The sequence below is a fragment of the Priestia sp. YIM B13486 genome, from assembly GCF_042787865.1.
Classification (GTDB): Bacteria; Bacillota; Bacilli; order Bacillales; family Bacillaceae_H; genus Priestia; species Priestia megaterium.
Genome location: NZ_JBHZOZ010000001.1, coordinates 311,010 through 331,941, shown reverse-complemented (window position 1 = coordinate 331,941; position 20,932 = coordinate 311,010). Strand labels below are relative to the sequence as shown.

Here is a 20,932-nt window from a genome sequence, read left to right as displayed (position 1 = left end):
CAGCGAATTGCCGTTAACTGTCTTTTTTACACTATACACAGGAACGGGGTCTAAACATGTTTTTACACGGAACAAGTCGCATAAATAAACAGGGCCATCTTGAAATTGGTGGAGTTGATACGCTTGAATTAGCATCAAATTTTGGGACACCCCTTTACGTATATGACGTGGCTTTAATTCGGCAGCGTGCTAGAGGATTTAAAGAAACATTTGAAAAGCATGGGGTAAAAGCACAGGTCGCTTATGCAAGCAAAGCTTTTTCTACAATTGCCATGGTCCAAGTCGTTCATGAAGAAGGTCTTTCGTTAGACGTTGTTTCGGGAGGAGAACTGTATACGGCTTTAGCAGCTGACTTTCCGAAAGAACGGATTCATTTTCATGGAAACAATAAAAGCCGAGCAGAACTAGAAATGGCCATCAAAGAAGATGTAGGATGCATTGTAGTTGATAATTTTTATGAAATTGCATTGCTTCAGGAAATAACGGAACAGTATCCAAAAAAGATGCCTGTTCTTCTCAGATTAACACCCGGAATTGAAGCTCATACACATGATTATATCTTGACAGGGCAGGAAGACTCGAAGTTTGGGTTTGATCTTCAAAACGGTCAAGCAGACGAAGCTGTGCGTCTTGTGCAAGATAGCAAGGGGCTAGAACTTTTAGGTATTCACTGTCATATAGGATCTCAAATTTTTGAAACAACCGGATTTATTATGGCGACTCAAAAGCTTTTTGCAAAAATGAAAGAGTGGAAACAACGTATAGAATTTGTTCCGCAAGTATTAAATTTAGGCGGCGGCTTTGGCATTCGTTATACGGAAGAAGATCAGCCTATTCCTGTTTCGCAGTATGTGGAAGTTATTATAGAAGAGGTCAAAAAGCAGTCTAAACAGTTAGAGGTAGAAATCCCTGAAATTTGGATTGAGCCCGGCCGCTCTCTTGTAGGAGATGCTGGAACGACTCTGTATTCAATTGGTTCTCGTAAGCATGTACCTAATGTACGTGAATATGTAGCCATTGACGGAGGAATGAACGACAATATCCGTCCTGCGCTGTATCAAGCGAAATATGAAGCGGTCATTGCCAATCGAATGAATGATGAGAGTGATGAGCTTGTATCTATTGCGGGTAAGTGCTGCGAATCGGGGGATATGCTGATGTGGGATGTACACCTTCCAAAAGCAAACCCAGATGATTTATTAGCGATGTTTTGTACAGGCGCATACGGTTATTCTATGGCAAGTCACTATAACCGTTTGCCAAAGCCAGCTGTCGTGTTCGTGGAAGATGGAGAAGCACAGCTAGTCGTAAAACGCGAAACGTATGAAGACATTGTAAAAAATGACGTGAAATACAAGGTGACGGTAAAAAAGTAACGAGTGATTAACGTAAAAAAAAGAGCCTCTTGTTCAAGAGGCTCTTTTTTTTATGAGAATAACGATTTAATAGCATTAATAATATCAACAAAGAATTGCTTTAATTTATCAAGAAATGATTGGCCTTCTTCTGACTGAAGAAATGTTGTTACTTTTTCCTTTGTCGCAGAAAGTTGGTCTTTTACTTGATTCCAATCGATGTTCATATCTTTTAAACGATTGAAAAAATCAACAAGTGTATTAAGCTCTGAATCTGTTAATTTAATACCTAAATCATCAGCCACTCGCTGAATTAACGTGCGTAAATCGTCCTTTGTTTGAGGATTTTCTTTGGCAATTTCTTCTTTAATCGTTGCCATAAACTGCGCTGCTTTTTCTTTACCGATTTTTTCACCAAGCTCAGATGTCTGGACCATCTCTTCATTGGCTGCTTTTTTTACTTCTTCTGGGATTTTTTGATCTGTTTGAACTTCATATGCTTTCATAATACCTGTTAAAGCAGCTGTACCAGATACTTCAAATGGAGCGGTAATCTGGATTTTTGCATCTTTAACGCCGGCGGTCATCAAAGCATTAATATACATGTCGTCTGTAATACCATTAATATTTTGAGTTGATACGCTTAAACCTGAATCTTTTGAACCAAGGGTAATACTAGAAGATGAAATAGCACGAGATCCAATAGTAGCCTTTGGAATAAAGTCACCTAAATATTCATGCTCTTCTTGGTTTGTCACGGTTACTGTTTGAGCATTGCTTGGCGCATCAAGGTCATTTAATACCTGTTGCTTCTGAGAGCTGGTTAAGTCCTGACCTAATGTAATAATAACATCGCCCGGAGCAGCATCTGCAAAACTTTTTAAGGGTGCGGTTAGGAATAGAAGAAGACCTAATGTCACCATCATTGCTTTTATCGTTAATTTCAAACCTTTTTCCTCCTTTAATCCCATACTTGCCCTATTATAATACGGGCAGGTCTGAAGTAACAGAGTCAATTCATCATTTTCCCATAAATCAGTCTAGAGGCGTAGATTTCTATATGAAATGAAATCTATGTATCTCCATCACTGTATTAGACGGATGATACTATAAAAAGTTTCATCTCACAACTACTATTTTTTATTTAGAGCCCTACGAGAAGAAAGTGAAAAAGTGCATTCATTGAATTCATGAGCTTGTTTGTAGTAGAATAGAGTGAGTTTATAAATGTAAGTGTTCTACTCTAGGTGGCACTTACAATTTTTACGTTTTGCCGCTTTGATAGGGAAAACAGAGCCTATAGCGGTACTAATACATATATTGGAGGTCATTTATATGAAAAAAGCAAGTATTCTAATGGAAAATGGCGAAAAAATTCTAATCGATTTATTTCCGAACGAAGCACCAGGAACAGTAGAAAACTTTGAAAAGTTAGCTAATGAAGGATTCTACAATGGCGTAACGTTCCACCGCGTTATCCCTGGATTTGTTTCTCAAGGAGGAGACCCAACTGGTACAGGTGCTGGCGGCCCTGGCTACTCAATTAAATGTGAAACAGAAGGAAACCCTCACAAACATGAAGCGGGTTCTCTATCAATGGCACATGCTGGTAAAGACACAGGCGGCAGTCAGTTCTTTCTTGTTCATGAGCCACAGCCTCATTTGAACGGTGTTCACACTGTATTTGGAAAAGTAACAGAAGGACTTGATACAGTGTTAAAAATGAAAAATGGCGACGTAATGAAAGAAGTAAAAGTCTGGGAAGAATAAGAGCATACTGCTATAAATGGATATTAGCTAATAAAACGTCATAACAACCTTTTACAGGGGGTTACGGCGTTTTTTCTTCGCGCAACAGCTCAAAAAGCGTAATAGATTAGGTTTCTCATACACGCATGACATAGGACAAGCTTTTGTGTAATATTGCTATTTACTTATAAATTTTGTATGATAAAAGCAGTAAAAAACGCAGCGCATTAATTTGTAGGAAAGTTTGAGGACGAGGGAGAATCGTATGCTTATTCGCTATAAACGAAACTATGAAAAAATTGCCATGGGTCTTCTATCGTTTGTACCTACGGAAAAAGATTTAAAAAAACTTCAACAAACGATGAAAGAATATGAGCAAAACGAACATTGGCAGCTGTATCTTTGGAAGCAAGAAGAAGATATTATTGGGATTGTTGGCATTTCCATGCTCGATAAAAGTTTGATTGAGGTTCAACACGTCAGTGTAAACCCTTCACACCGCCAACAGGGCATTGGCAAAAAAATGATTAAAGCTCTTAAAGAAATGTATACGACTGCACAAATTAAGCCGAGTGAAATTATCGCTCCGTTTTATGAAAAGTGTCAGGCGGATGAATAAAAAAAGCATGATTAGGTAAGGTGTGAAAGCTTCTTTCACATCTTAGTCATCATAAAACAACAGGTAGCTAGAAGCTACCTGTTGTTTTGTTTTGCCAATAAGTTCGCTTGCCTTTCCGCAATCACATCTGACCGATCTCGCGTGCTGTGACGATGAACAATCGCATCATTTTGCAGATTAGAAGCTGATAACCAGACAAGCTGTTTATCAGTGCTTCTTTGTTTGCAAGCTCGTAATAATGCTGGATCTTCAATGGGCAAGTTAATACTTTTATATGGCTGATAGGTATCGATTAAAGCTAATTGTTTGCGAAGAAGTTTAAGCAGTGAAGGATAATTAAGTCCAAGCTGTGCAATATTTTCTTCTTCCTTCGTTAAAATTGCCAGCGTCTTTTGCATCGTTCTTTTGGCTCCAGCGAAATTTTGGCGTCGATGATGATAGAGTGAAACAGCAATTTGAATAAGGCCAACCCAAATAATATTGCGGTGTCCTCTTTGGTCTTTTTTCCAGTGTTCTTCTAGCAGTTCATGACATTCAAAGTAATCCCGGTCGCCATGAAAATGAACTAAATAATCAATATAGGCTTGTGAATACAATCTTGTTCCCTCCTGGTAAGGCTCTATATGTAGTGTATCACAAAAATTAGCTATTCATCAGCGCGGTGCCTTTAAAGAGACAAACGTGCTCAAGGTATGGCGAACACGTTTGTTTTTATTCAATATGTGTGGTTAGAAGCGTAAGCAAGAACAACCAACAATAATTAATAAAATAAACAGTACAACAATTAAAGCGAAACCGCTACCGTATCCACAAGATTTTTCACCCATGCGAGTTCCTCCTTCAGCCATTTCAAAATCTTATTACCTTGACATCATATGTATGTTTAAACTTTTTGTATGGGCAAATGACCTATTTTTACGTTAATTTGTATTGGACATGTGTCTATAATCCTCTATACTAATGATAGTAACGTTATATAAAGCAGCAGAAATGATAAGCAATTGAAAAGTGTTGGTGAGATAAAAGTGGAGTATAGTGTAAAAGTAGATGCGTTTGAAGGACCTTTAGATCTTCTTCTGCATTTGATTAACCGATTTGAAATTGATATTTACGATATCCCAGTAGCGACAATTACTGAGCAATATATGATGTTTATACATACAATGAATGAGCTTCAGCTAGACGTTGCCAGTGAATATCTAGTCATGGCAGCAACTTTGCTTCAAATTAAAAGTAAAATGCTTCTGCCTACGTATGAAGAAGATATGGATGAAATTGAAATGGTCGATGAAGAAGATCCGCGTGAAGAATTGATGCAGCGCTTAATTGAATATCGAAAGTTTAAAGAAGCGGCTGTAGAGCTTCAAAAGCTGGAAGAAGACCAAAGTCATGTGTATACAAAACCTCCAAGTAATGTGCAAATAAATGCAGAAGAACGTACGCAGCTTCAGGATGAAGGATTGGATATATCACTGTATGATATGCTAAGTGCTTTTCAAAAGTTGATGAAACGAAAGCAAAATAAAAAGCCTATGCAGACGAAAATAGCAAGGCAAGACATTCCAATTGACAAGCGCATGAGTGAAATTGTGAATGAATTAAAAGTCTTTAAAGGGAAAAAAAGTTTTTATCAGCTGTTTCCTTATCAAGAGCGTGATCATATTGTTGTAACGTTTTTAGCTGTGCTGGAATTAATGAAAGAAAATGAAATCGTTGTGGAACAGCAGCACAATCTAGATGAGCTTTATGTATCGTATCGAGAAAGGAATGAAGAGGAATGACAACGAATAATCTACAGGCTATTATTGAGAGCTTACTTTTCGTTTCTGGTGATGAAGGTCTATCCATTAGCCGGTTAGCTGAGATTATAGAAAAGCCTCATGAAGACATTCAAGGTGCTTTGGAGAGCTTAGAGCAAGAGTGTAAGTTCAGAGGAGTTACACTTGTTGAAATAGGAGGGTCCTATCAGCTTGTCACAAAAAAAGACTATGCACCATATATTGAGAAGCTCGTAGAAGCTCCCGCTAATCAATCATTATCACAAGCAGCGCTTGAAACGTTAGCTATTGTAGCGTATAAGCAGCCAATTACAAGAGCTGAAATCGAAGAGATTCGCGGAGTGAAAACGGAAAGACCTCTTCAAACTTTAATTGGAAAAGTTTTATTAAAGGAAGTGGGACGAGCGGAAGGCGCAGGGCGGGCCATCTTATACGGAACGACAAAAGAATTTTTAGGCTATTTTGGCCTTAAAAGTATCGAAGAGCTGCCGCCGCTTCCAGAAGATTTATTACAAGAAGGAACCGATCAAGAAGCAGATTTGTTTTTTCAATCGTTTCAAGAAATGAAGTGAAAATGTAAAAGAACATAGAGTTTTTTCTATGTTCTTTTTTGTATGGACAAATCTTTTCATTCATAACCAAAAAAGACGAGCATAAACTTGTACAAACAGGTAGAGGGACGGGGATGACATGAAAAGAAGCAAAAAAAGTATCATCTATCTATTTATTGTATTGCTATGTCTCAGCGGTTGGCCTTCCATATCATCTGCAGCGGGGAGCGTAAGTGCTCATAGTGCTATTTTGATGGAACAGAAATCAGGGAGAGTGTTATATGCTAAAAATGCAGATCAAGTTAGCCGAATTGCTAGCATTACAAAAATTATGACAGCAATACTGGCGATTGAATCTGGCAAAATAAATAAAACAGTTACCGTGAGCCACAGCGCAGTTGGTGTTGAAGGTTCTTCTGTGTATTTAGTTGAAGGTGAAAAAATAAAATTAAAAGATTTAGTATATGGCTTGATGCTTCGTTCAGGTAATGATGCTGCTGTAGCTATCGCAGAAGCCGTTGGAGGAAGCGAAGATGGATTTGTTTATTTGATGAATAAAAAAGCAGAAGAAATTGGCATGACAAACACAACATTTCAAAATCCGCATGGATTAGACGATCATGAAAATCATCGCTCAACTGCGCACGATATGGCTCTGCTCATGCGCTATGCAATGAATAATAAAATTTTTAAAGAGATTTCAGGAACAAAAGTCTATCGAATGAAGCATCCTGAAGAGAAATGGGATCGAGTGTGGAAAAACAAAAATAAACTGCTGACAACACTATATGCATACTGTACTGGCGGAAAAACAGGGTATACAAAATTAGCAAAACGAACGCTTGTGACAACTGCTACAAAAGATGGAATGGACTTAATTGCCGTAACGATTAATGCTCCAGATGATTGGAACGATCACATTTCCATGTATGAAAATGCATTTGATAAATATGATATGACCAGTTTAGCTGCAAAAGGAGAATTGGTAGATATAAAGGATTCTTTCTATAAAGATCAGTTGTATATTAAACGAAATGTCGTCTATCCGCTCACAAAGAAAGAACAAAGCTCTGTAGAAGTAAAAACAACGTTAATTCAGCCTAAAAAGCAGTGGAAAGAAACAGGGGAAGTTCCAAATGTGGTAGGAAAGCTCGATATTTATAGAAGTGGAGAGACGATTGACAGTGTTCCAATTTATTTCGAAAAGCAGTCCGAGCAGCAAAAAGGTTTTTTTGATAAAGTGAAGCGATTAATGTTTATTCAGTCTGGAGCCAAAACAGATGGTTAATATTATTTGGATGCTGCTGACCATTATCGGAATTGTTTTTGCGATTATAAATGGAAAAATCGGTGATGTAAACAAAGCAATTTTTCAAGGAGCAGGCGAAGCAGTGACCATCAGCATTGGGTTAATCAGCGTCCTTGTCTTTTGGTTAGGGATGATGAATATTGCTCAAAGTGCAGGGCTTCTCGACAAGTTAGCGAAACTGTTTCGACCCATCATTACAAGACTTTTCCCTGATGTTCCAAAAGATCATCCGGCCTTAGGGTACATATTGTCCAATATGATGGCGAATATGTTTGGGCTCGGGAATGCGGCAACTCCTCTTGGCATTAAAGCGATGGAGCAGCTTAAAAAGCTAAACGGCGATAGAGACGAAGCAAGCCGCTCTATGATCACACTTTTAGCACTTAACACAACCAGTTTAACACTTATACCAACCACAGTTATTGCCATTCGGATTACGTATAACTCGGCTAATCCTACTGAAATTGTCGGTACCACGCTTTTAGCAACTGTTGTAGCTACGATAGGAGCTATCATCATTGATCGCTTCTTTTATTATCGACGTACACGAAAAGGAGGAAAACGAAAATGACTATGCTTAATCAAGTATCATTGATGTTTATTCCTCTTATTGTAGGATGCATTTTACTTTATGGAACCTATAAAAAAATTCCTACGTATGAAAAGTTTGTAGAGGGAGGGAAAGACGGATTACAAATTGCTTTTTCCATCATTCCTTACTTAGTCGGCATGTTAGTGAGCATCTCTATTTTTCGAGCTTCAGGAGCGCTTGATTTTTTCTTATCTGTTTTAAAACCTATGCTGCAAGCAGTCGGCGTTCCGGCTGAAATTGTACCTTTAGCTCTTATCAAACCGATATCTGGAACGGCTGCTCTTGGTATCACGACGGATCTAATTTCTACATACGGACCTGATTCTTTTATCGGTCGTTTGGCATCGACCATGCAGGGAAGTACAGATACCACATTTTATATTTTAACGGTTTATTTCGGAGCGGTTGGCATTAAAAAAATGGGAGATGCGCTGAAGGTTGGTTTACTGGCAGATTTGGTAGGAATTATTGCCTCAGTTGTCATTGTAATCCTTGTGTTTGGCCGGTAAGAAATCGAAAATTCTACCTCTGAGTGGCAAATACACTTGTGTATTACTTCGTAAACAAGTAAGATGTTACAAGAGGTGAAGTGTTAATGGAACGATTACAAAAAGTGATTGCTCACGCAGGTGTAGCATCAAGACGTAAAGCTGAAGAATTAATCGGTCAAGGCCGAGTGAAAGTAAATGGAAAAGTTGTAAGAGAATTGGGCACGAAAGTAGGTCCTAACGATAAAATTGAAGTAGACGAAGTGCCTGTAGAAAGCGAAGCGCCCGTTTATTTTATGTTATACAAACCAAGAGGCGTAATTTCAGCTGCTAACGACGACAAGGGAAGAAAAACAGTCGTTGACTTCTTTCCACATGTAGAAGAAAGAATTTATCCAATTGGACGTCTAGACTATGATACGTCGGGTTTACTTCTTTTAACAAACGACGGTGAATTTGCTAATCAGCTAATGCACCCTAAATTTGAAGTGGACAAAGTGTATGTAGCTAAAATTAAAGGAATTCCAAGTCGTGAAAAAATCAGACAGCTGCAGCGCGGTGTGATGCTAGAGGACGGAAAAACAGCACCAGCTCGTGCAAAAGTTCTTTCTATTGATAAAAGTAAGCAGACGGCGATTGTGGAATTGACGATTCATGAAGGGAAAAATCGTCAAGTACGTCGCATGTTCGATGCAATTGGGCATTCTGTCTTAAAATTAAAACGTGAACGCTACGGACCTTTAGATTTACGCGGATTAAATGCAGGAGAAGCTCGTGAGCTTACAGCGCATGAAGTCAAACAATTATATTCAATGTCTCAAACAGGTAAGTAATTTTCACTTACCTGTTTTTTTTTATGAAAAATGTCGTGAATTAGAAAAACAAGCAAGGTTTTTCGAAAAAATGTCGAACTTGTAGAATGAGAGGAAGACTTCACAGAAACGTCGAAATATTATTGGAAAGCCACTACCACAAAAATGATATAATGGTAGAAAAAAGTGTATTGAAAGCGGTTAAAAGGAGTTCGTGCCATGAAAAAAAAGCGCTTGATTATTCGAACAGTTATATTGGCAGTTTTGCTGTGCGCGGTTGGATATACCCTTTATGCTCAATTTTTTGCTGATAAACAAAAGGTATCAGTAGGAGATAAGGCACCTGACTTTATATTAAGAGATGTTAATGGAGAAACTCATCAGCTATCAGATTACAAAGGCAAAGGAGTTTTTTTGAATTTTTGGGGAACATGGTGCAAGCCCTGTAAACAAGAGATGCCGGCTATGGAAAAGCAGTATGCATCATATAAAAAGCAAGGTGTCGAAATTCTAGCTGTTAACGTTGCAGAAACGAATATAGCAGTAGAGCAATTTGCTAAACAGTATGAGCTATCTTTTCCGATTTTGATGGATAAAGATTCACAAGTGTTGGGTGCATACGGAATAGATCCTCTGCCGACTACATTTTTAATTGATAAAAACGGAAAGATTGTAGACAGTTTTATTGGGGGATTGGAAGAATCTAAAATAAAAGAATATATGGAAGAAATTAAACCATAGGGAGTGTTGACAATGAAACACGTAAAATGTGAATGTGGACACGTTAACCCGCATGGTACGATTTTGTGTGAAGCCTGTGGTAAGCCGATTGCAGAAGAAACAACTGATAAATTAGTAGATATGCGTTATGAAGGAAGCGCAAGGCGATCGCAAACGTACAATAAAACAGTTATCGATAAAATATGGAACTTTTTCTCTTCTGTAAAAGTAGGTATTTGGATCATTATTGTGACGCTTGTTGCGTCTGCAGTCGGAACCATTTATCCTCAAGAAGCTTACATACCTCCTAATGTGACAGCAGATGAGTATTACCAAAAGGAATATGGATGGACAGGAGAGCTTTATTATAAGTTAGGTTTTCATCATCTCTACGAATCGTGGTGGTACTTGCTTTTAATTGCTGCTTTAGGAATGTCGTTAGTCATTTGCAGTTTAGATCGAGTAGTGCCTTTGTACCGTGCTCTAAAAAGGCAGAGTGTAACAAAACATCCAAACTTCTTAAAAAGACAGCGTTTATATAGCACTTCATCATCGTGGACGGATCAAGATTATGAACATGTAAAAAGTATGCTTAAAAAAAGAAGATACTCTATTCGTGAAGAAAACGGCAATCTGCTGGCTGAAAAAGGACGCTTCTCAAGATGGGGTCCATACGTTAATCATATCGGTCTCATTATCTTTTTACTAGGTGCTATGCTTAGGTTTGTACCAGGTATGTATATAGATGAAGTTCTTTGGATCCGTGAAGGTGAAACAAAAGTTATTCCCGGGACGAACGGAGAGTATTTTTTGAAAAACCATCGTTTTACTGTTGAAATGTATGATAAAGATAGCGAAAGCGCCGTGTTTCAAGAAGCAATTGATCGTGCAGGGAATAATAAAGTGGCCAAAAAATATGAAGCGGATGTTAGTTTGTATAAGCGCGAAGGAAAGCTTATACCGGGAGCAGATCCAAAATTAAAGAAAATAAAAGATTCAGAGATTCGTGTGAATCAGCCGCTTAAGTTTGAAGGATATGCCATGTACCAAGTGGACTTCAAGTTAAATGAGTTTAGCTCTATGTCTTTCCATTTAACAGATAAAAATGCAAATAGAAACGTTGGTTCACTTACAGTAGATTTACATAATCCAAAAGAAACATATGATCTAAAAAACGGATATAAAGTCAAGCTCATGAGTTACTTTCCAGACTTTTTCTTTGATGATGAAGGAAATCCAAATACAAAGACCAGAGTGCCTAACAATCCCGCTTTTGTATTTAAAATGATTACCCCTCAGCATAAAAAAGGGGAAGTTGCTTTTGTTGGAATTAGAGAGAACTTGGAGCCGCTAGGAAATAACGATTATAAAATGACCTTTGCTGGTGTGGAAACGAAAAATGTAACGGGATTAACCGTTCGCAGAGACTATACGCTTTGGTTTTTAGGAATTGGCGGAGCCATCTTTATGATTGGTGTAATTCAAGGGATGTATTGGAATCATCGCCGCATGTGGATTCAAAAAGTCAATAATGAGATATGGTTGGCCGCACATACAAATAAAAACTGGTATGGGCTAAAAAAAGAACTAAATGGTTTATTAGAATCAACATCCCTTACACAGCTAAAGGACCAAAATGATAAAGAAACAAAATAGGAGGAAAAAGCATGGATTACGCGAGTATAAGTAGTAATTTACTGTATGTGGCGTTTATTGCTTATTTAGTTGCAACCTTTTTTTTCGGAGGAGCTATTCGAGATAAGCGAGCAGCTCAAAAGAAAACAAAGTGGGCAACGTTTGGAATTGCGGTTACCATCATCGGCTTTATTGCACAGATTGGCTACTTTATTACAAGGTGGATTGCATCAGGCCACGCTCCTGTTAGTAATTTATTTGAATTTACGACGTTTTTTGGCATGATGCTTGTTGGCGCATTTATTGTTATTTACTTTATTTATCGTCTTAGCATGCTTGGATTGTTTGCATTGCCGGTGGCTCTTTTGATCATTGCTTATGCAAGCATGTTTCCAACTGAAATTACGCCGCTGATACCGGCTCTTCAAACGAATTGGCTGCATATTCACGTTACAACCGCAGCTACGGGTGAAGCCGTGCTTTCCATTAGCTTTGTTGCAGGATTGATTTATTTAATCAAAACGATTGACCAATCCAAGCGAAATAAAAAAGCATTTTGGCTGGAATTCATCCTGTATACGCTTATTAGTACGCTTGGGTTTGTAGCGGTGACGCTGGCTTTTAATGCGGCTCACTACGAGTCATCATTTAATTGGATTAATAAAAGTGGAGAACAAGAGCAAGTCGTATATCATATGGTTCCGCTAGTGGGGCCGCATCAAAGTGAGTGGACAGCCGGGAACGATATACAGCCGCTTATTGATATGCCCGCTATTATCAATGCTAAAAAATTAAATACGGTTATTTGGTCGTTAGGCGGCGGCTTTGTCTTATATTGGCTGATTCGTTTCATTTTACGGAAGCGAATTGGAGCCGCGCTGCAGCCGCTTGTGAAGCAGGTAAACAGCGACTTGCTTGATGAAGTAAGCTACAGAGCAGTGGCAATTGGGTTTCCTATTTTTACACTAGGAGCACTTATTTTTGCTATGATTTGGGCTCAGATGGCCTGGACGCGCTTTTGGGGGTGGGACCCTAAAGAGGTGTGGGCGCTGATCACATTTTTATTTTACGCTGCTTTTCTTCATCTTCGGCTGTCTAAAGGGTGGCACGGTGAAAAATCAGCTTGGCTTGCAGTTGGCGGATTTGCCATCATTATGTTCAACTTAGTGGCTGTGAACCTAATTATTGCAGGTTTACATTCATATGCGTAACCTTTAAAAATAGAATAGAGGCTGAAACAAAGATATTTTAGTTGAAGGAAGATCCGAACGAATGAGATTCTTGATGGAGAATCTCATTCGTTCGGATTTTTTCATTGAGATGGTGAACGCAAGTTTCGTGTATGTAGGTGCTTATAGCCGTGGAACAAGCGATCCCTACTAGCTTCTTTATTTTATTTATTCAGCTGTAGATTGCATGGATTTCGTTGCGTCTCAGCCTCTTTTTGGTAAAAAAAGCTGTTTTTCGTAAAGGTGTTCACGAATTGTCACATTGTTTGGGTATCATAAGTAGAACTCGCCGGTTTTTTTTTGTACACTAAGACTAGGAGGTTGAAAATACATGCAAAACGAACAAAGGTTACTGCTAGTAGACGATGAAGATCGCATTAGACGATTGTTAAAAATGTACTTAGAAAAAGAAGGATACATCATTGAAGAAGCAGCCGATGGGCATGAAGCAATCGAAAAAGCGTTACACATAGATTATGATTTGATTGTATTAGATTTAATGATGCCCGGCATAGATGGTATTGAGGTTTGTAAACAAATTCGGGAGAAAAAAGCAACTCCTATTATCATGCTTACAGCTAAAGGGGAAGAAGTAAACAGAGTCCAAGGGTTTGAAGTAGGCACAGATGATTATATCGTTAAGCCGTTTAGCCCAAGAGAAGTGGTTCTTCGCGTAAAAGCACTGCTTCGACGTTCTTCTCAAGCAACGTTTATTCAACCAGAAACGAGCGTGAAAAATCTTATTGTCTTTGATCACTTAACGATTGATAATGATGCACATCGCGTTACAGCAGACGGAAAAGAAGTTAACTTAACTCCAAAAGAATATGAATTATTATGCTATCTCGCAAAAACGCCAGATAAAGTATATGACAGAGAGCAGCTGCTGCGTGAAGTATGGCATTATGATTTCTTTGGAGATCTTCGTACGGTAGATACGCACGTCAAGCGTTTGCGTGAAAAGTTAAATCGTGTATCGTCCCAAGCGGCGAAAATGATTGTAACCGTATGGGGAGTAGGGTATAAATTTGAGGTTGAAAATAACTGATGTTTTGGAGAAGTGTAGTTGGTAAACTATGGTTTACTATCCTATTGCTCGTCACGCTTGTTTTATTTATTTTGACTATTTTATTGCTTCAGTTTTTTGAAAATTATCATGTTGTAGATGCAGAAAACCGTTTAACTAAAACGGCTGCTAAAATCTCTACCATTGTGCAGGAAACGGACGATGAAAAACTAGGACTATCCATTGCTCGTGAACTTGCAGACCAAGCAAGTGTAGTTATTGTTCAAGACAAAGATTTTTATTGGCATTCCACACATCCTGATAAAGAAAATAAGAAAGCTATTTCGGCCATTGTTAAACAAAACGATCAGCTAAATCAAGTGGTTGAAAAAGGTAAAGTAATACGGGAAAAAATGTACATGACCACAAAGAAAGACACGAGTGATGAACCTTTAATGTTTGTTGTCGGTGTACCTTTAATGAAAGATAACAAACCGACAGGCGGCGTTTATTTGTATCAATCTCTTTCTGAAATTGAAGAACCCGCTCAATATACGACTAAGTTCATTTTATTGGCTGCAGGTATTGCTATTATTTTAACTACTATCTTTGCTTTTTTCTTATCCACTCGAATTACAGCGCCTCTTAGAAAAATGAGGCAGGCGGCATTTGAAGTAACAAAAGGCAACTTTGATACAAAAGTACCTATTTTAACTCACGATGAAATTGGAGAGTTAGCGATTGCTTTTAATCAAATGGGCAGGCAGTTAAAGTTTAACCTCAATGCGCTTAATCAGGAAAAAGAGCAGCTTTCAAGTATTTTAAGCAGTATGGCAGACGGTGTTATTACGTTTAGTAGAGACGGGTCGATTTTAATTACCAATCCCCCAGCGGAGCATTTTCTTCAGACTTGGTATTACGAGCAGGATGTCAACAATCAGCAGGTGCCTGAGCTTCCAGCAAACGTTGTCCATTTGTTTCAAACGGTAGTAGAGACTGAAACGGAGCGAAGTGCAGAATTGAAAATCCAAGGGAAAACGTGGGTCATTTTAATGTCACCGCTCTATAATCAAACGAAAATTCGCGGTGCTGTAGCCGTACTACGGGATATGTCTGAAGAGCGTAAACTTGATAAATCGAGAAAAGATTTTATTGCAAACGTGTCTCATGAATTGCGTACACCTATTTCTATGCTTCAAGGTTATAGTGAAGCTATTATTGACGATATTGCAAGTACGGATGAAGAAAAGAAAGAAATTGCACAGGTGATTTATGATGAATCACTCCGTATGGGCCGGCTTGTAAATGAACTTTTAGATTTGGCGCGAATGGAAGCGGGACATGTGCAGCTTCACTTAGAATCTGTAGCAATGGTTGAATTTACAGAACGTGTTTTGCGTAAGTTTCAAGGGTTAGCTAAAGAAAAACATATTAAACTGTCTCTTAATGGAAAAGTAGAAGATGAATTTGAAGCGATGATTGATTCAGACCGTATGGAACAAGTGCTGACAAACTTAATTGATAATGCTATTCGTCATACGGATGACTACGGAGAAGTAAAGCTGCATCTTGATAAAAGTCAATCCGAAATCCATCTTTCTGTTCAAGATACAGGAGCAGGCATTCCGAAAGAAGATCTTCCATTTGTATTTGAACGATTTTATAAAGCGGATAAAGCCAGAACGAGAGGGAAGTCAGGAACTGGTCTTGGGCTTGCAATCGCCAAAAATATCGTGGAGGCACATCAAGGGATCATTGCGGTTGAAAGTGAATTAAATGAAGGAACAACTTTCTTCATCAAACTGCCAAAGTAAACATATGCTAAATAACAGTTTGTTCGGCTGAAATAATAAGAATAACAAAGAGATGTGATTCAGTGGAGAATCACATCTCTTTATTTTTTCTATAAACAAGTCTAAAAGAGAAAGAATTGGCATATAGTATGTTTTGTGTGCAATGATCTACATAGGAGGTTCTTTCTTCATGATTGACGTGTTAAGAAGAATATTGGTTGTATTAGTAATGGGATTGTGTATAGGTCTTTTATTTTTGGGCGGGCAAATGGTAAAAGCAGAAGAGAAGCAGTGGGAGTGGCCGGTTGAAGGAGTCTTAACTGATATATTTGGTTCACGTCACGCCAAACACTTTGGAATTGATATAGCAGCACCTGTTGGTAAACAGGTGTATGCTGTCGCAAAAGGAGTGGTGAGCCGCTCTTATTATTCAAATACATATGGACAGGTTGTTTTTATCAAACAAACAAATGGATATGAAACGGTTTATGCTCATCTAGAGGAACGTTTTGTTGCAGAAGGAAATCGTGTAGCCGCTGGTCAAAACATTGGACGAGTTGGCAATACAGGGCGCTCTTCAGGTGCACATTTGCATTTTGAAGTTCATCAAGGAAGTTGGAATCCGGATAAAACCAATGCAGTAAACCCACTTGCCAAATTGGACAAGCAAAAACTATCGGCATACGTAAAAAGCGATTTAGCTGCCACGGTTTTTCAGCAGTTACATCAGACTTCTGATAACTGTATTCTTATCCATCAAGGAGATACATTATCTGAGCTCGCAGTCAAATATGAAGTAGATATGGATCAGCTAAGAAAGTGGAATCATTTAGAAAATACGATGTTAAATACAGGACAAGTGTTAAAAATAAGTCCATAAAAAAAGAGCCGCTCAGGCTCTTTTTTTCAATGTCACAATTCAATACGCTGTATGGTCACAATTTCGTTTGTTTGTTTTAACGAAGAGATGACAGAATCATCTAAAAGCTTATCAAACGTAAGCATCATAATGGCTTCTCCGCCTTTTTGCTTACGGCCCACTTGCATGGTAGCAATGTTAATACGTAAATCTCCAAGTACTTTCCCTACATTTCCAATAACTCCGGGCTGATCACTGTGACGGATATAAAGAAGGTGTCCTTCCGGATAAAAATCAATATCAAACGAATCAATATTAACAATTCGAGGTCCATACCCTGCTATATAGGTGCCCGTAATGGTAAATGTACGCTGTTCGCCTGTTACGGTAACGTCAATCATATTGGAATATCCTTGCGTATCTTCCGATGTTTTTTCACCAAATGTAATTCCCCGTTCTTTGGCAATCATAGAAGCATTGACTTCGTTAACAGGTGAGTCGATACGATGAGTCAAAAAGCCTGATAATAAGCTCCGTGTAATATAAGTGGTTTCCAAATCCGTCACTGTACCTCCGTAGGAGATAGAGATATGCTGAACAGGTTCTCGCATGCATTGAGATAAAATAGCTCCTATTTGTTTAGTAAGGCTCGTAAACGGCTGAATTTTTTCAAAAACTTCTTTAGAAAGCGTCGGTAAATTAATGGATGAGCTTACAGGATTACCTTCTAGAAAACGCAAAACGTCATGTGCCACGTCTTCAGCAACGTTAAGCTGGGCTTCTTTTGTAGAAGCTCCTAAATGGGGAGTTGTAATAACTTGATCAAAATGTAACAAAGGGTTATCAATCGGCGGCTCAACTTCAAATACGTCAATAGCTGCACCTTGAACATGGCCAATTTCTAAATAATGAACTAAGGCTTTTTCATCAATGATCCCGCCGCGTGCGCAGTTTAATAAAAACACGCCCTTCTTTGTTTTGGCTAACGTGTCATGATTGAGCAATCCCTTTGTTTCTTTGGTAAGCGGAGTGTGCACGGTAATAACATCCGCTGCTGCTAGTAATTCATCCAGGGATAATAGTTCTACGCCTAGCTTTTCAGCTCGGGAAGAGGTTAAAAAAGGATCGTAAACGTGAACGCTCATATTGAAGGCTTTTGCGCGTTTGGCAAGCTCTGAGCCAATTCGTCCAAATCCGATAATGCCCAGGTGTTTGCGATTAAGCTCTGTTCCAACAAATGCTGAGCGGTTCCATTCGCGCGCTTTGACTGAAGCATTTCCTTGGGGAATATGCCGAAACAAGCTAGCCATCATAGCAAATGTATGTTCCGCCGTTGAAATGGTATTTCCGTTCGGCGCGTTAATAACGACAACCCCTCGTTTGGTTGAGGCTTCAATATCAATATTATCGACACCTACTCCAGCGCGAGCAACAATTTTTAAATTCGGCATTTTTGCCAGCAAATCCTCTGTAACCGTCGTAGCACTCCGTACTAAAAGCGCATCGTACGTATGCAAATCATTCTCAACTTCTTCAACTTTTTTTCGCGTAAGATTCACATGAGGAGCTTCAAGTAGTGGAGCAAGACCTTCATTGCTAATTGAATCAGCTACTAATACATTATACATGACGTGAACATCTCCCTTGGATTTTACTATCATCAAATATTTGATAATTTACCATGTTAAAAAAATTCTGTCAATTGTATTTTTCAAACTTTACGATTAGTTATCAAATACACAATTATAAACGTAAAATTGAAACTATAAATATGTCATAATGCTGTTGGTTATGCACTTATTTCCTTATTTTACATATAAAACAGTAATGAAGTTTATAAAATACATCAATTTAATAGGAATTAAAAAACTTCTTTATTTACTTTTAATTCGAGATAACATATAATAAATTCATAATTAAATATTGGTCTATCTTCGGGGCAGGGTGAAATTCCCGACCGGCGGTAAAAAACAAATTGTTTTGAGCCCGCGAGCTTATATGTAATACATACGAGCAGATTTGGTGAAATTCCAAAGCCGACAGTACAGTCTGGATGGGAGAAGGTGGAGGTTCAGCGTTCAAAACTTAATGTGATGAACGTTTATTAAATATGCCTGCCATGTCTCCTCTCAACGAATCATTTGTTGGGAGGTTTTTGCGTGGGGATATAAAGTTGAACCTTTCTTCTTTGAAGAGTGGATCACAAAGAAGGAGAGAGGCAAGATGCAACAAAGTAAGAAAACTCAAAAGCTGGTCATACTAGGAATGTTAAGTAGTATTGCTTATATTTTAATGATGATTAATTTTCCAATTCCTGGATTACCTCCGTTTTTAACAATTGATTTTAGCGAAATTCCTGCACTCGTAGCAGCACTTGTATTTGGACCGATGGCTGCTGTTATAGTAGAAGGAATAAAAAATTTATTGAATTATTTAATTCAAGGAAGTGCTACAGGGGTTCCAGTTGGTCAAGTGGCTAACTTTGTGGCTGGTTTACTGTTCGTTCTTCCTGTATCATACATGTTCAACCGATTTAAAACGGCTAAAGGCGTAACGATAGGTTTGGTTACGGGTACGGTGGTAATGACGGTACTCATGGCTGTCTTAAATTATTATGTCTTCTTACCAGCGTATACAATCTTCTTGCAATCGCCAGAAATGTCTAGTGAACAAGCACGTCAATATATCGTTGCAGGTATTTTGCCGTTTAACTTAATAAAAGGAGCAGCAACAGGGGTTATCTTTGTCTTATTGTTTTCAAAAATGAAGCAGTGGATCACGCGTCGCATTGCTGTTTAATTCAATCGCTCTCCCGGGGAGAGCGATTTTTATATATAAAAAAACCTGCAGCATGTACACTACAGGTTTGCTCAATACTTATTCGAATTTATTAGCATCGCCTTCGAATTTTTCATCCGCTACGCGAATTGAATCCGTAGGGCAGCCTTCCATTGCATCCATCATATCATCTTCTAGATCTTCTGGAATTTCTACTACACCTTGGTTATCATCTAGTGTTACGAATGCAATACCTTCATCATCATAATCATAAATGTCTGGTGCTGCTGCTCCGCAAGCGCCGCATGCGATGCAAGTATCTTTATCAACAATTGTATATTTTGGCATAACAAGACCTCCTGTAAAGTGTTCGAAAATTTCTCATTATATAATCTCTTCGCGAATCAAGAGTGAAATTTCTCCTTATTCATTGTAAAATGATTTATAAAACTTTTCAATAGAAAAGTCACTGAGAATGCTTATCAAATCAAGGTTTCTTCACTTACCCAAACGTTTTAATACATAAAGGAAAGAGCTAAAAAGCCTTTATCTCACATGCTATTGGTCACTTTTGGTACAATGAATGAGAAAGGAAGTTGACACCTTTGAATTATATTCAAGTTAGCATTTTATTTTGTATAAAACAGTTAAAAGGTGAGCGAACCGCCTATGGTATTTATCATTTATTAACAGGTAAAAAGTCAGCTCAAACGATTCAAGACGGAAAAATTTTTGGAATTTCGTTTCTTTTTCAGTCATTTGTTTACTTAGATAAACGGTCTTTTGAAACCTGCGTTGCATATTTAAAAGAACAGCAGTATATTGAAGAAACTGAAAATCAAAAGTATGTGATGACAGATAAGGGACAAGCACGCCTTGAAGATGAACTGACGGCTCGACCCTTTCATCCAGCTTTAGACGGATGGAAATTCGCAAGCAGTACTCAATTATTTTTAGCAAGAATCACTTTGTTCATTCAGACCTTATCAAACCTACAGTATTTTCAAAAAGGGTTTTTACCCATTTCCAAAAATGCTGAGGTCATTCAATGGGTCAAAACGTATATTATGTCTCAAAAGCAAACGCGTCAAGAGTTAGCCGCCGAGCTATTCGAAGAGCTCCGAACGTGCTTGAAAGGCTGCACGGAACGGGACGCGTCTCTTTTTGTTTTGCAGCTGACTGGATACCAAAGAGTAGGCTTTACAAAAAATCAGTTAGCATATCAATATGAACTCGATGAGCATTATGTTCATATTCAACTTTTAGGCGTTATTCACCATATCATTGAAAAAGTAAGTAAAAATAATGAAAGCTTTCATGTACTGTCTTCTTTTTTACGTGATCTATATTTAGAATTGCCTTTGACAAGCTCGACGTTAAAAACGTATAGCTGGCTTCAAAAAGGCAAGACGCTTGAAGAAATTGCTTATATAAGGCGTTTAAAAGAAAGTACAATTGAAGACCATATTGCAGAATTAGCTCTGTTTGTTCCATCTTTTTCAATCGATGCATACGTATCGCCTAAGCAGCAGGAAAAAATTATCTCAGCCTTTGAAGGTTTGCGTACAAATAAATTAAAGATGATAAAAGAAGAAGTAAAAGACGACGTTACCTATTTTCAGATTCGTCTCGTATTAGCAAAACATTTTACCTGATAAT

Annotated in this window: 22 protein-coding genes and 1 riboswitch; of the genes, 17 read left to right on the top strand and 5 right to left on the bottom strand. The window is 38.2% G+C overall.

Annotated elements, in window-relative coordinates; genetic code table 11:
- Positions 1–56 precede the first annotated feature (56 nt).
- A complete protein-coding gene (lysA, locus tag ACFX4G_RS01630; protein WP_377572689.1) occupies positions 57–1,376 on the top strand; it encodes a diaminopimelate decarboxylase in 1,320 nt (439 codons plus the stop codon).
- Positions 1,377–1,426: 50 nt separating this feature from the next.
- Here the strand turns inward: lysA and ACFX4G_RS01625 are convergent, their stop codons facing one another.
- Complete coding sequence (locus tag ACFX4G_RS01625; RefSeq protein WP_013059065.1) at positions 1,427–2,302, bottom strand: DUF1002 domain-containing protein; 876 nt, start codon at positions 2,300–2,302, stop codon at positions 1,427–1,429.
- A 388-nt stretch (positions 2,303–2,690) separates the two neighbouring features.
- Here ACFX4G_RS01625 and ACFX4G_RS01620 point away from each other — a divergent pair, with 388 nt between their 5' ends.
- Positions 2,691–3,125 carry a peptidylprolyl isomerase gene (locus tag ACFX4G_RS01620; protein ID WP_013059064.1) on the top strand — a complete coding sequence of 145 codons (435 nt, stop codon included), beginning with the start codon at positions 2,691–2,693 and terminating at the stop codon, positions 3,123–3,125.
- A gap of 244 nt (positions 3,126–3,369) precedes the next feature.
- The gene (locus ACFX4G_RS01615) at positions 3,370–3,723 is read left to right on the top strand and encodes a GNAT family N-acetyltransferase (protein WP_013059063.1); all 354 of its coding nucleotides are present in this window, start codon (positions 3,370–3,372) and stop codon (positions 3,721–3,723) included.
- Positions 3,724–3,797: 74 nt separating this feature from the next.
- Here ACFX4G_RS01615 and ACFX4G_RS01610 read toward each other — a convergent pair whose 3' ends face one another.
- Both ACFX4G_RS01610 and ACFX4G_RS01605 read right to left on the bottom strand, forming a co-directional pair.
- The gene (locus ACFX4G_RS01610; protein ID WP_097824558.1) at positions 3,798–4,319 is read right to left on the bottom strand and encodes a DUF309 domain-containing protein; all 522 of its coding nucleotides are present in this window, start codon (positions 4,317–4,319) and stop codon (positions 3,798–3,800) included.
- A gap of 132 nt (positions 4,320–4,451) precedes the next feature.
- The gene (locus ACFX4G_RS01605; RefSeq protein WP_170836726.1) at positions 4,452–4,550 is read right to left on the bottom strand and encodes a YjcZ family sporulation protein; all 99 of its coding nucleotides are present in this window, start codon (positions 4,548–4,550) and stop codon (positions 4,452–4,454) included.
- A 198-nt stretch (positions 4,551–4,748) separates the two neighbouring features.
- On the opposite strand from ACFX4G_RS01605, the gene ACFX4G_RS01600 reads away from it, so the two are divergent.
- From ACFX4G_RS01600 to ACFX4G_RS01545, 12 genes are all read left to right on the top strand, one after another.
- Positions 4,749–5,504, top strand: coding sequence for a segregation/condensation protein A (locus ACFX4G_RS01600; RefSeq protein ID WP_097824557.1), 756 nt, complete (start codon positions 4,749–4,751; stop codon positions 5,502–5,504).
- Complete coding sequence (scpB, locus tag ACFX4G_RS01595) at positions 5,501–6,073, top strand: SMC-Scp complex subunit ScpB (RefSeq protein WP_230183126.1); 573 nt, start codon at positions 5,501–5,503, stop codon at positions 6,071–6,073. Before ACFX4G_RS01600 ends, scpB begins: the two co-directional genes overlap by 4 nt.
- A gap of 118 nt (positions 6,074–6,191) precedes the next feature.
- Positions 6,192–7,340 (top strand): D-alanyl-D-alanine carboxypeptidase family protein, encoded by a 1,149-nt coding sequence (locus ACFX4G_RS01590; protein WP_097824555.1) that lies wholly within the window; start codon positions 6,192–6,194, stop codon positions 7,338–7,340.
- Entirely contained in the window at positions 7,333–7,932 is a 600-nt protein-coding gene (locus tag ACFX4G_RS01585) for a nucleoside recognition domain-containing protein (RefSeq protein WP_013059057.1), read from the top strand. The genes ACFX4G_RS01590 and ACFX4G_RS01585 overlap by 8 nt, the downstream gene beginning before the upstream one ends.
- Positions 7,929–8,462 carry a spore maturation protein gene (locus ACFX4G_RS01580; protein WP_013084923.1) on the top strand — a complete coding sequence of 178 codons (534 nt, stop codon included), beginning with the start codon at positions 7,929–7,931 and terminating at the stop codon, positions 8,460–8,462. The genes ACFX4G_RS01585 and ACFX4G_RS01580 overlap by 4 nt, the downstream gene beginning before the upstream one ends.
- 86 nt (positions 8,463–8,548) lie before the next feature.
- On the top strand, positions 8,549–9,274 hold the full coding sequence (locus ACFX4G_RS01575; RefSeq protein WP_013059055.1) for a pseudouridine synthase: 726 nt from the start codon (positions 8,549–8,551) through the stop codon (positions 9,272–9,274).
- Positions 9,275–9,472: 198 nt separating this feature from the next.
- Positions 9,473–9,994 carry a thiol-disulfide oxidoreductase ResA gene (gene resA / locus ACFX4G_RS01570; protein WP_013059054.1) on the top strand — a complete coding sequence of 174 codons (522 nt, stop codon included), beginning with the start codon at positions 9,473–9,475 and terminating at the stop codon, positions 9,992–9,994.
- Between the two features lie 12 nt (positions 9,995–10,006).
- Entirely contained in the window at positions 10,007–11,629 is a 1,623-nt protein-coding gene (resB, locus tag ACFX4G_RS01565; protein WP_377572685.1) for a cytochrome c biogenesis protein ResB, read from the top strand.
- An 11-nt stretch (positions 11,630–11,640) separates the two neighbouring features.
- The gene (gene ccsB, locus ACFX4G_RS01560; RefSeq protein WP_025750430.1) at positions 11,641–12,819 is read left to right on the top strand and encodes a c-type cytochrome biogenesis protein CcsB; all 1,179 of its coding nucleotides are present in this window, start codon (positions 11,641–11,643) and stop codon (positions 12,817–12,819) included.
- A gap of 349 nt (positions 12,820–13,168) precedes the next feature.
- Complete coding sequence (locus ACFX4G_RS01555) at positions 13,169–13,885, top strand: response regulator transcription factor (protein WP_013059051.1); 717 nt, start codon at positions 13,169–13,171, stop codon at positions 13,883–13,885.
- Positions 13,885–15,657 carry an ATP-binding protein gene (locus ACFX4G_RS01550; RefSeq protein WP_013084918.1) on the top strand — a complete coding sequence of 591 codons (1,773 nt, stop codon included), beginning with the start codon at positions 13,885–13,887 and terminating at the stop codon, positions 15,655–15,657. The genes ACFX4G_RS01555 and ACFX4G_RS01550 overlap by 1 nt, the downstream gene beginning before the upstream one ends.
- A 169-nt stretch (positions 15,658–15,826) precedes the next feature.
- On the top strand, positions 15,827–16,516 hold the full coding sequence (locus ACFX4G_RS01545; RefSeq protein ID WP_097824553.1) for a peptidoglycan DD-metalloendopeptidase family protein: 690 nt from the start codon (positions 15,827–15,829) through the stop codon (positions 16,514–16,516).
- 32 nt (positions 16,517–16,548) lie between these two features.
- On the opposite strand, the gene serA is transcribed toward ACFX4G_RS01545, so the two are convergent.
- Positions 16,549–18,123 carry a phosphoglycerate dehydrogenase gene (gene serA, locus ACFX4G_RS01540; protein WP_377572683.1) on the bottom strand — a complete coding sequence of 525 codons (1,575 nt, stop codon included), beginning with the start codon at positions 18,121–18,123 and terminating at the stop codon, positions 16,549–16,551.
- 298 nt (positions 18,124–18,421) lie between these two features.
- Positions 18,422–18,564: riboswitch (FMN riboswitch) on the top strand.
- Positions 18,565–18,718: 154 nt separating this feature from the next.
- Between serA and ACFX4G_RS01535 the strand changes: the two genes are divergently transcribed.
- Entirely contained in the window at positions 18,719–19,294 is a 576-nt protein-coding gene (locus ACFX4G_RS01535) for an ECF transporter S component (protein WP_013084915.1), read from the top strand.
- A gap of 78 nt (positions 19,295–19,372) precedes the next feature.
- On the opposite strand, the gene ACFX4G_RS01530 is transcribed toward ACFX4G_RS01535, so the two are convergent.
- Positions 19,373–19,621, bottom strand: coding sequence for a ferredoxin (locus tag ACFX4G_RS01530; RefSeq protein WP_013059046.1), 249 nt, complete (start codon positions 19,619–19,621; stop codon positions 19,373–19,375).
- 257 nt (positions 19,622–19,878) lie between these two features.
- Here ACFX4G_RS01530 and ACFX4G_RS01525 point away from each other — a divergent pair, with 257 nt between their 5' ends.
- Positions 19,879–20,928, top strand: coding sequence for a YpbB family protein (locus ACFX4G_RS01525; RefSeq protein WP_043976350.1), 1,050 nt, complete (start codon positions 19,879–19,881; stop codon positions 20,926–20,928).
- Positions 20,929–20,932: the final 4 nt, after the last annotated feature.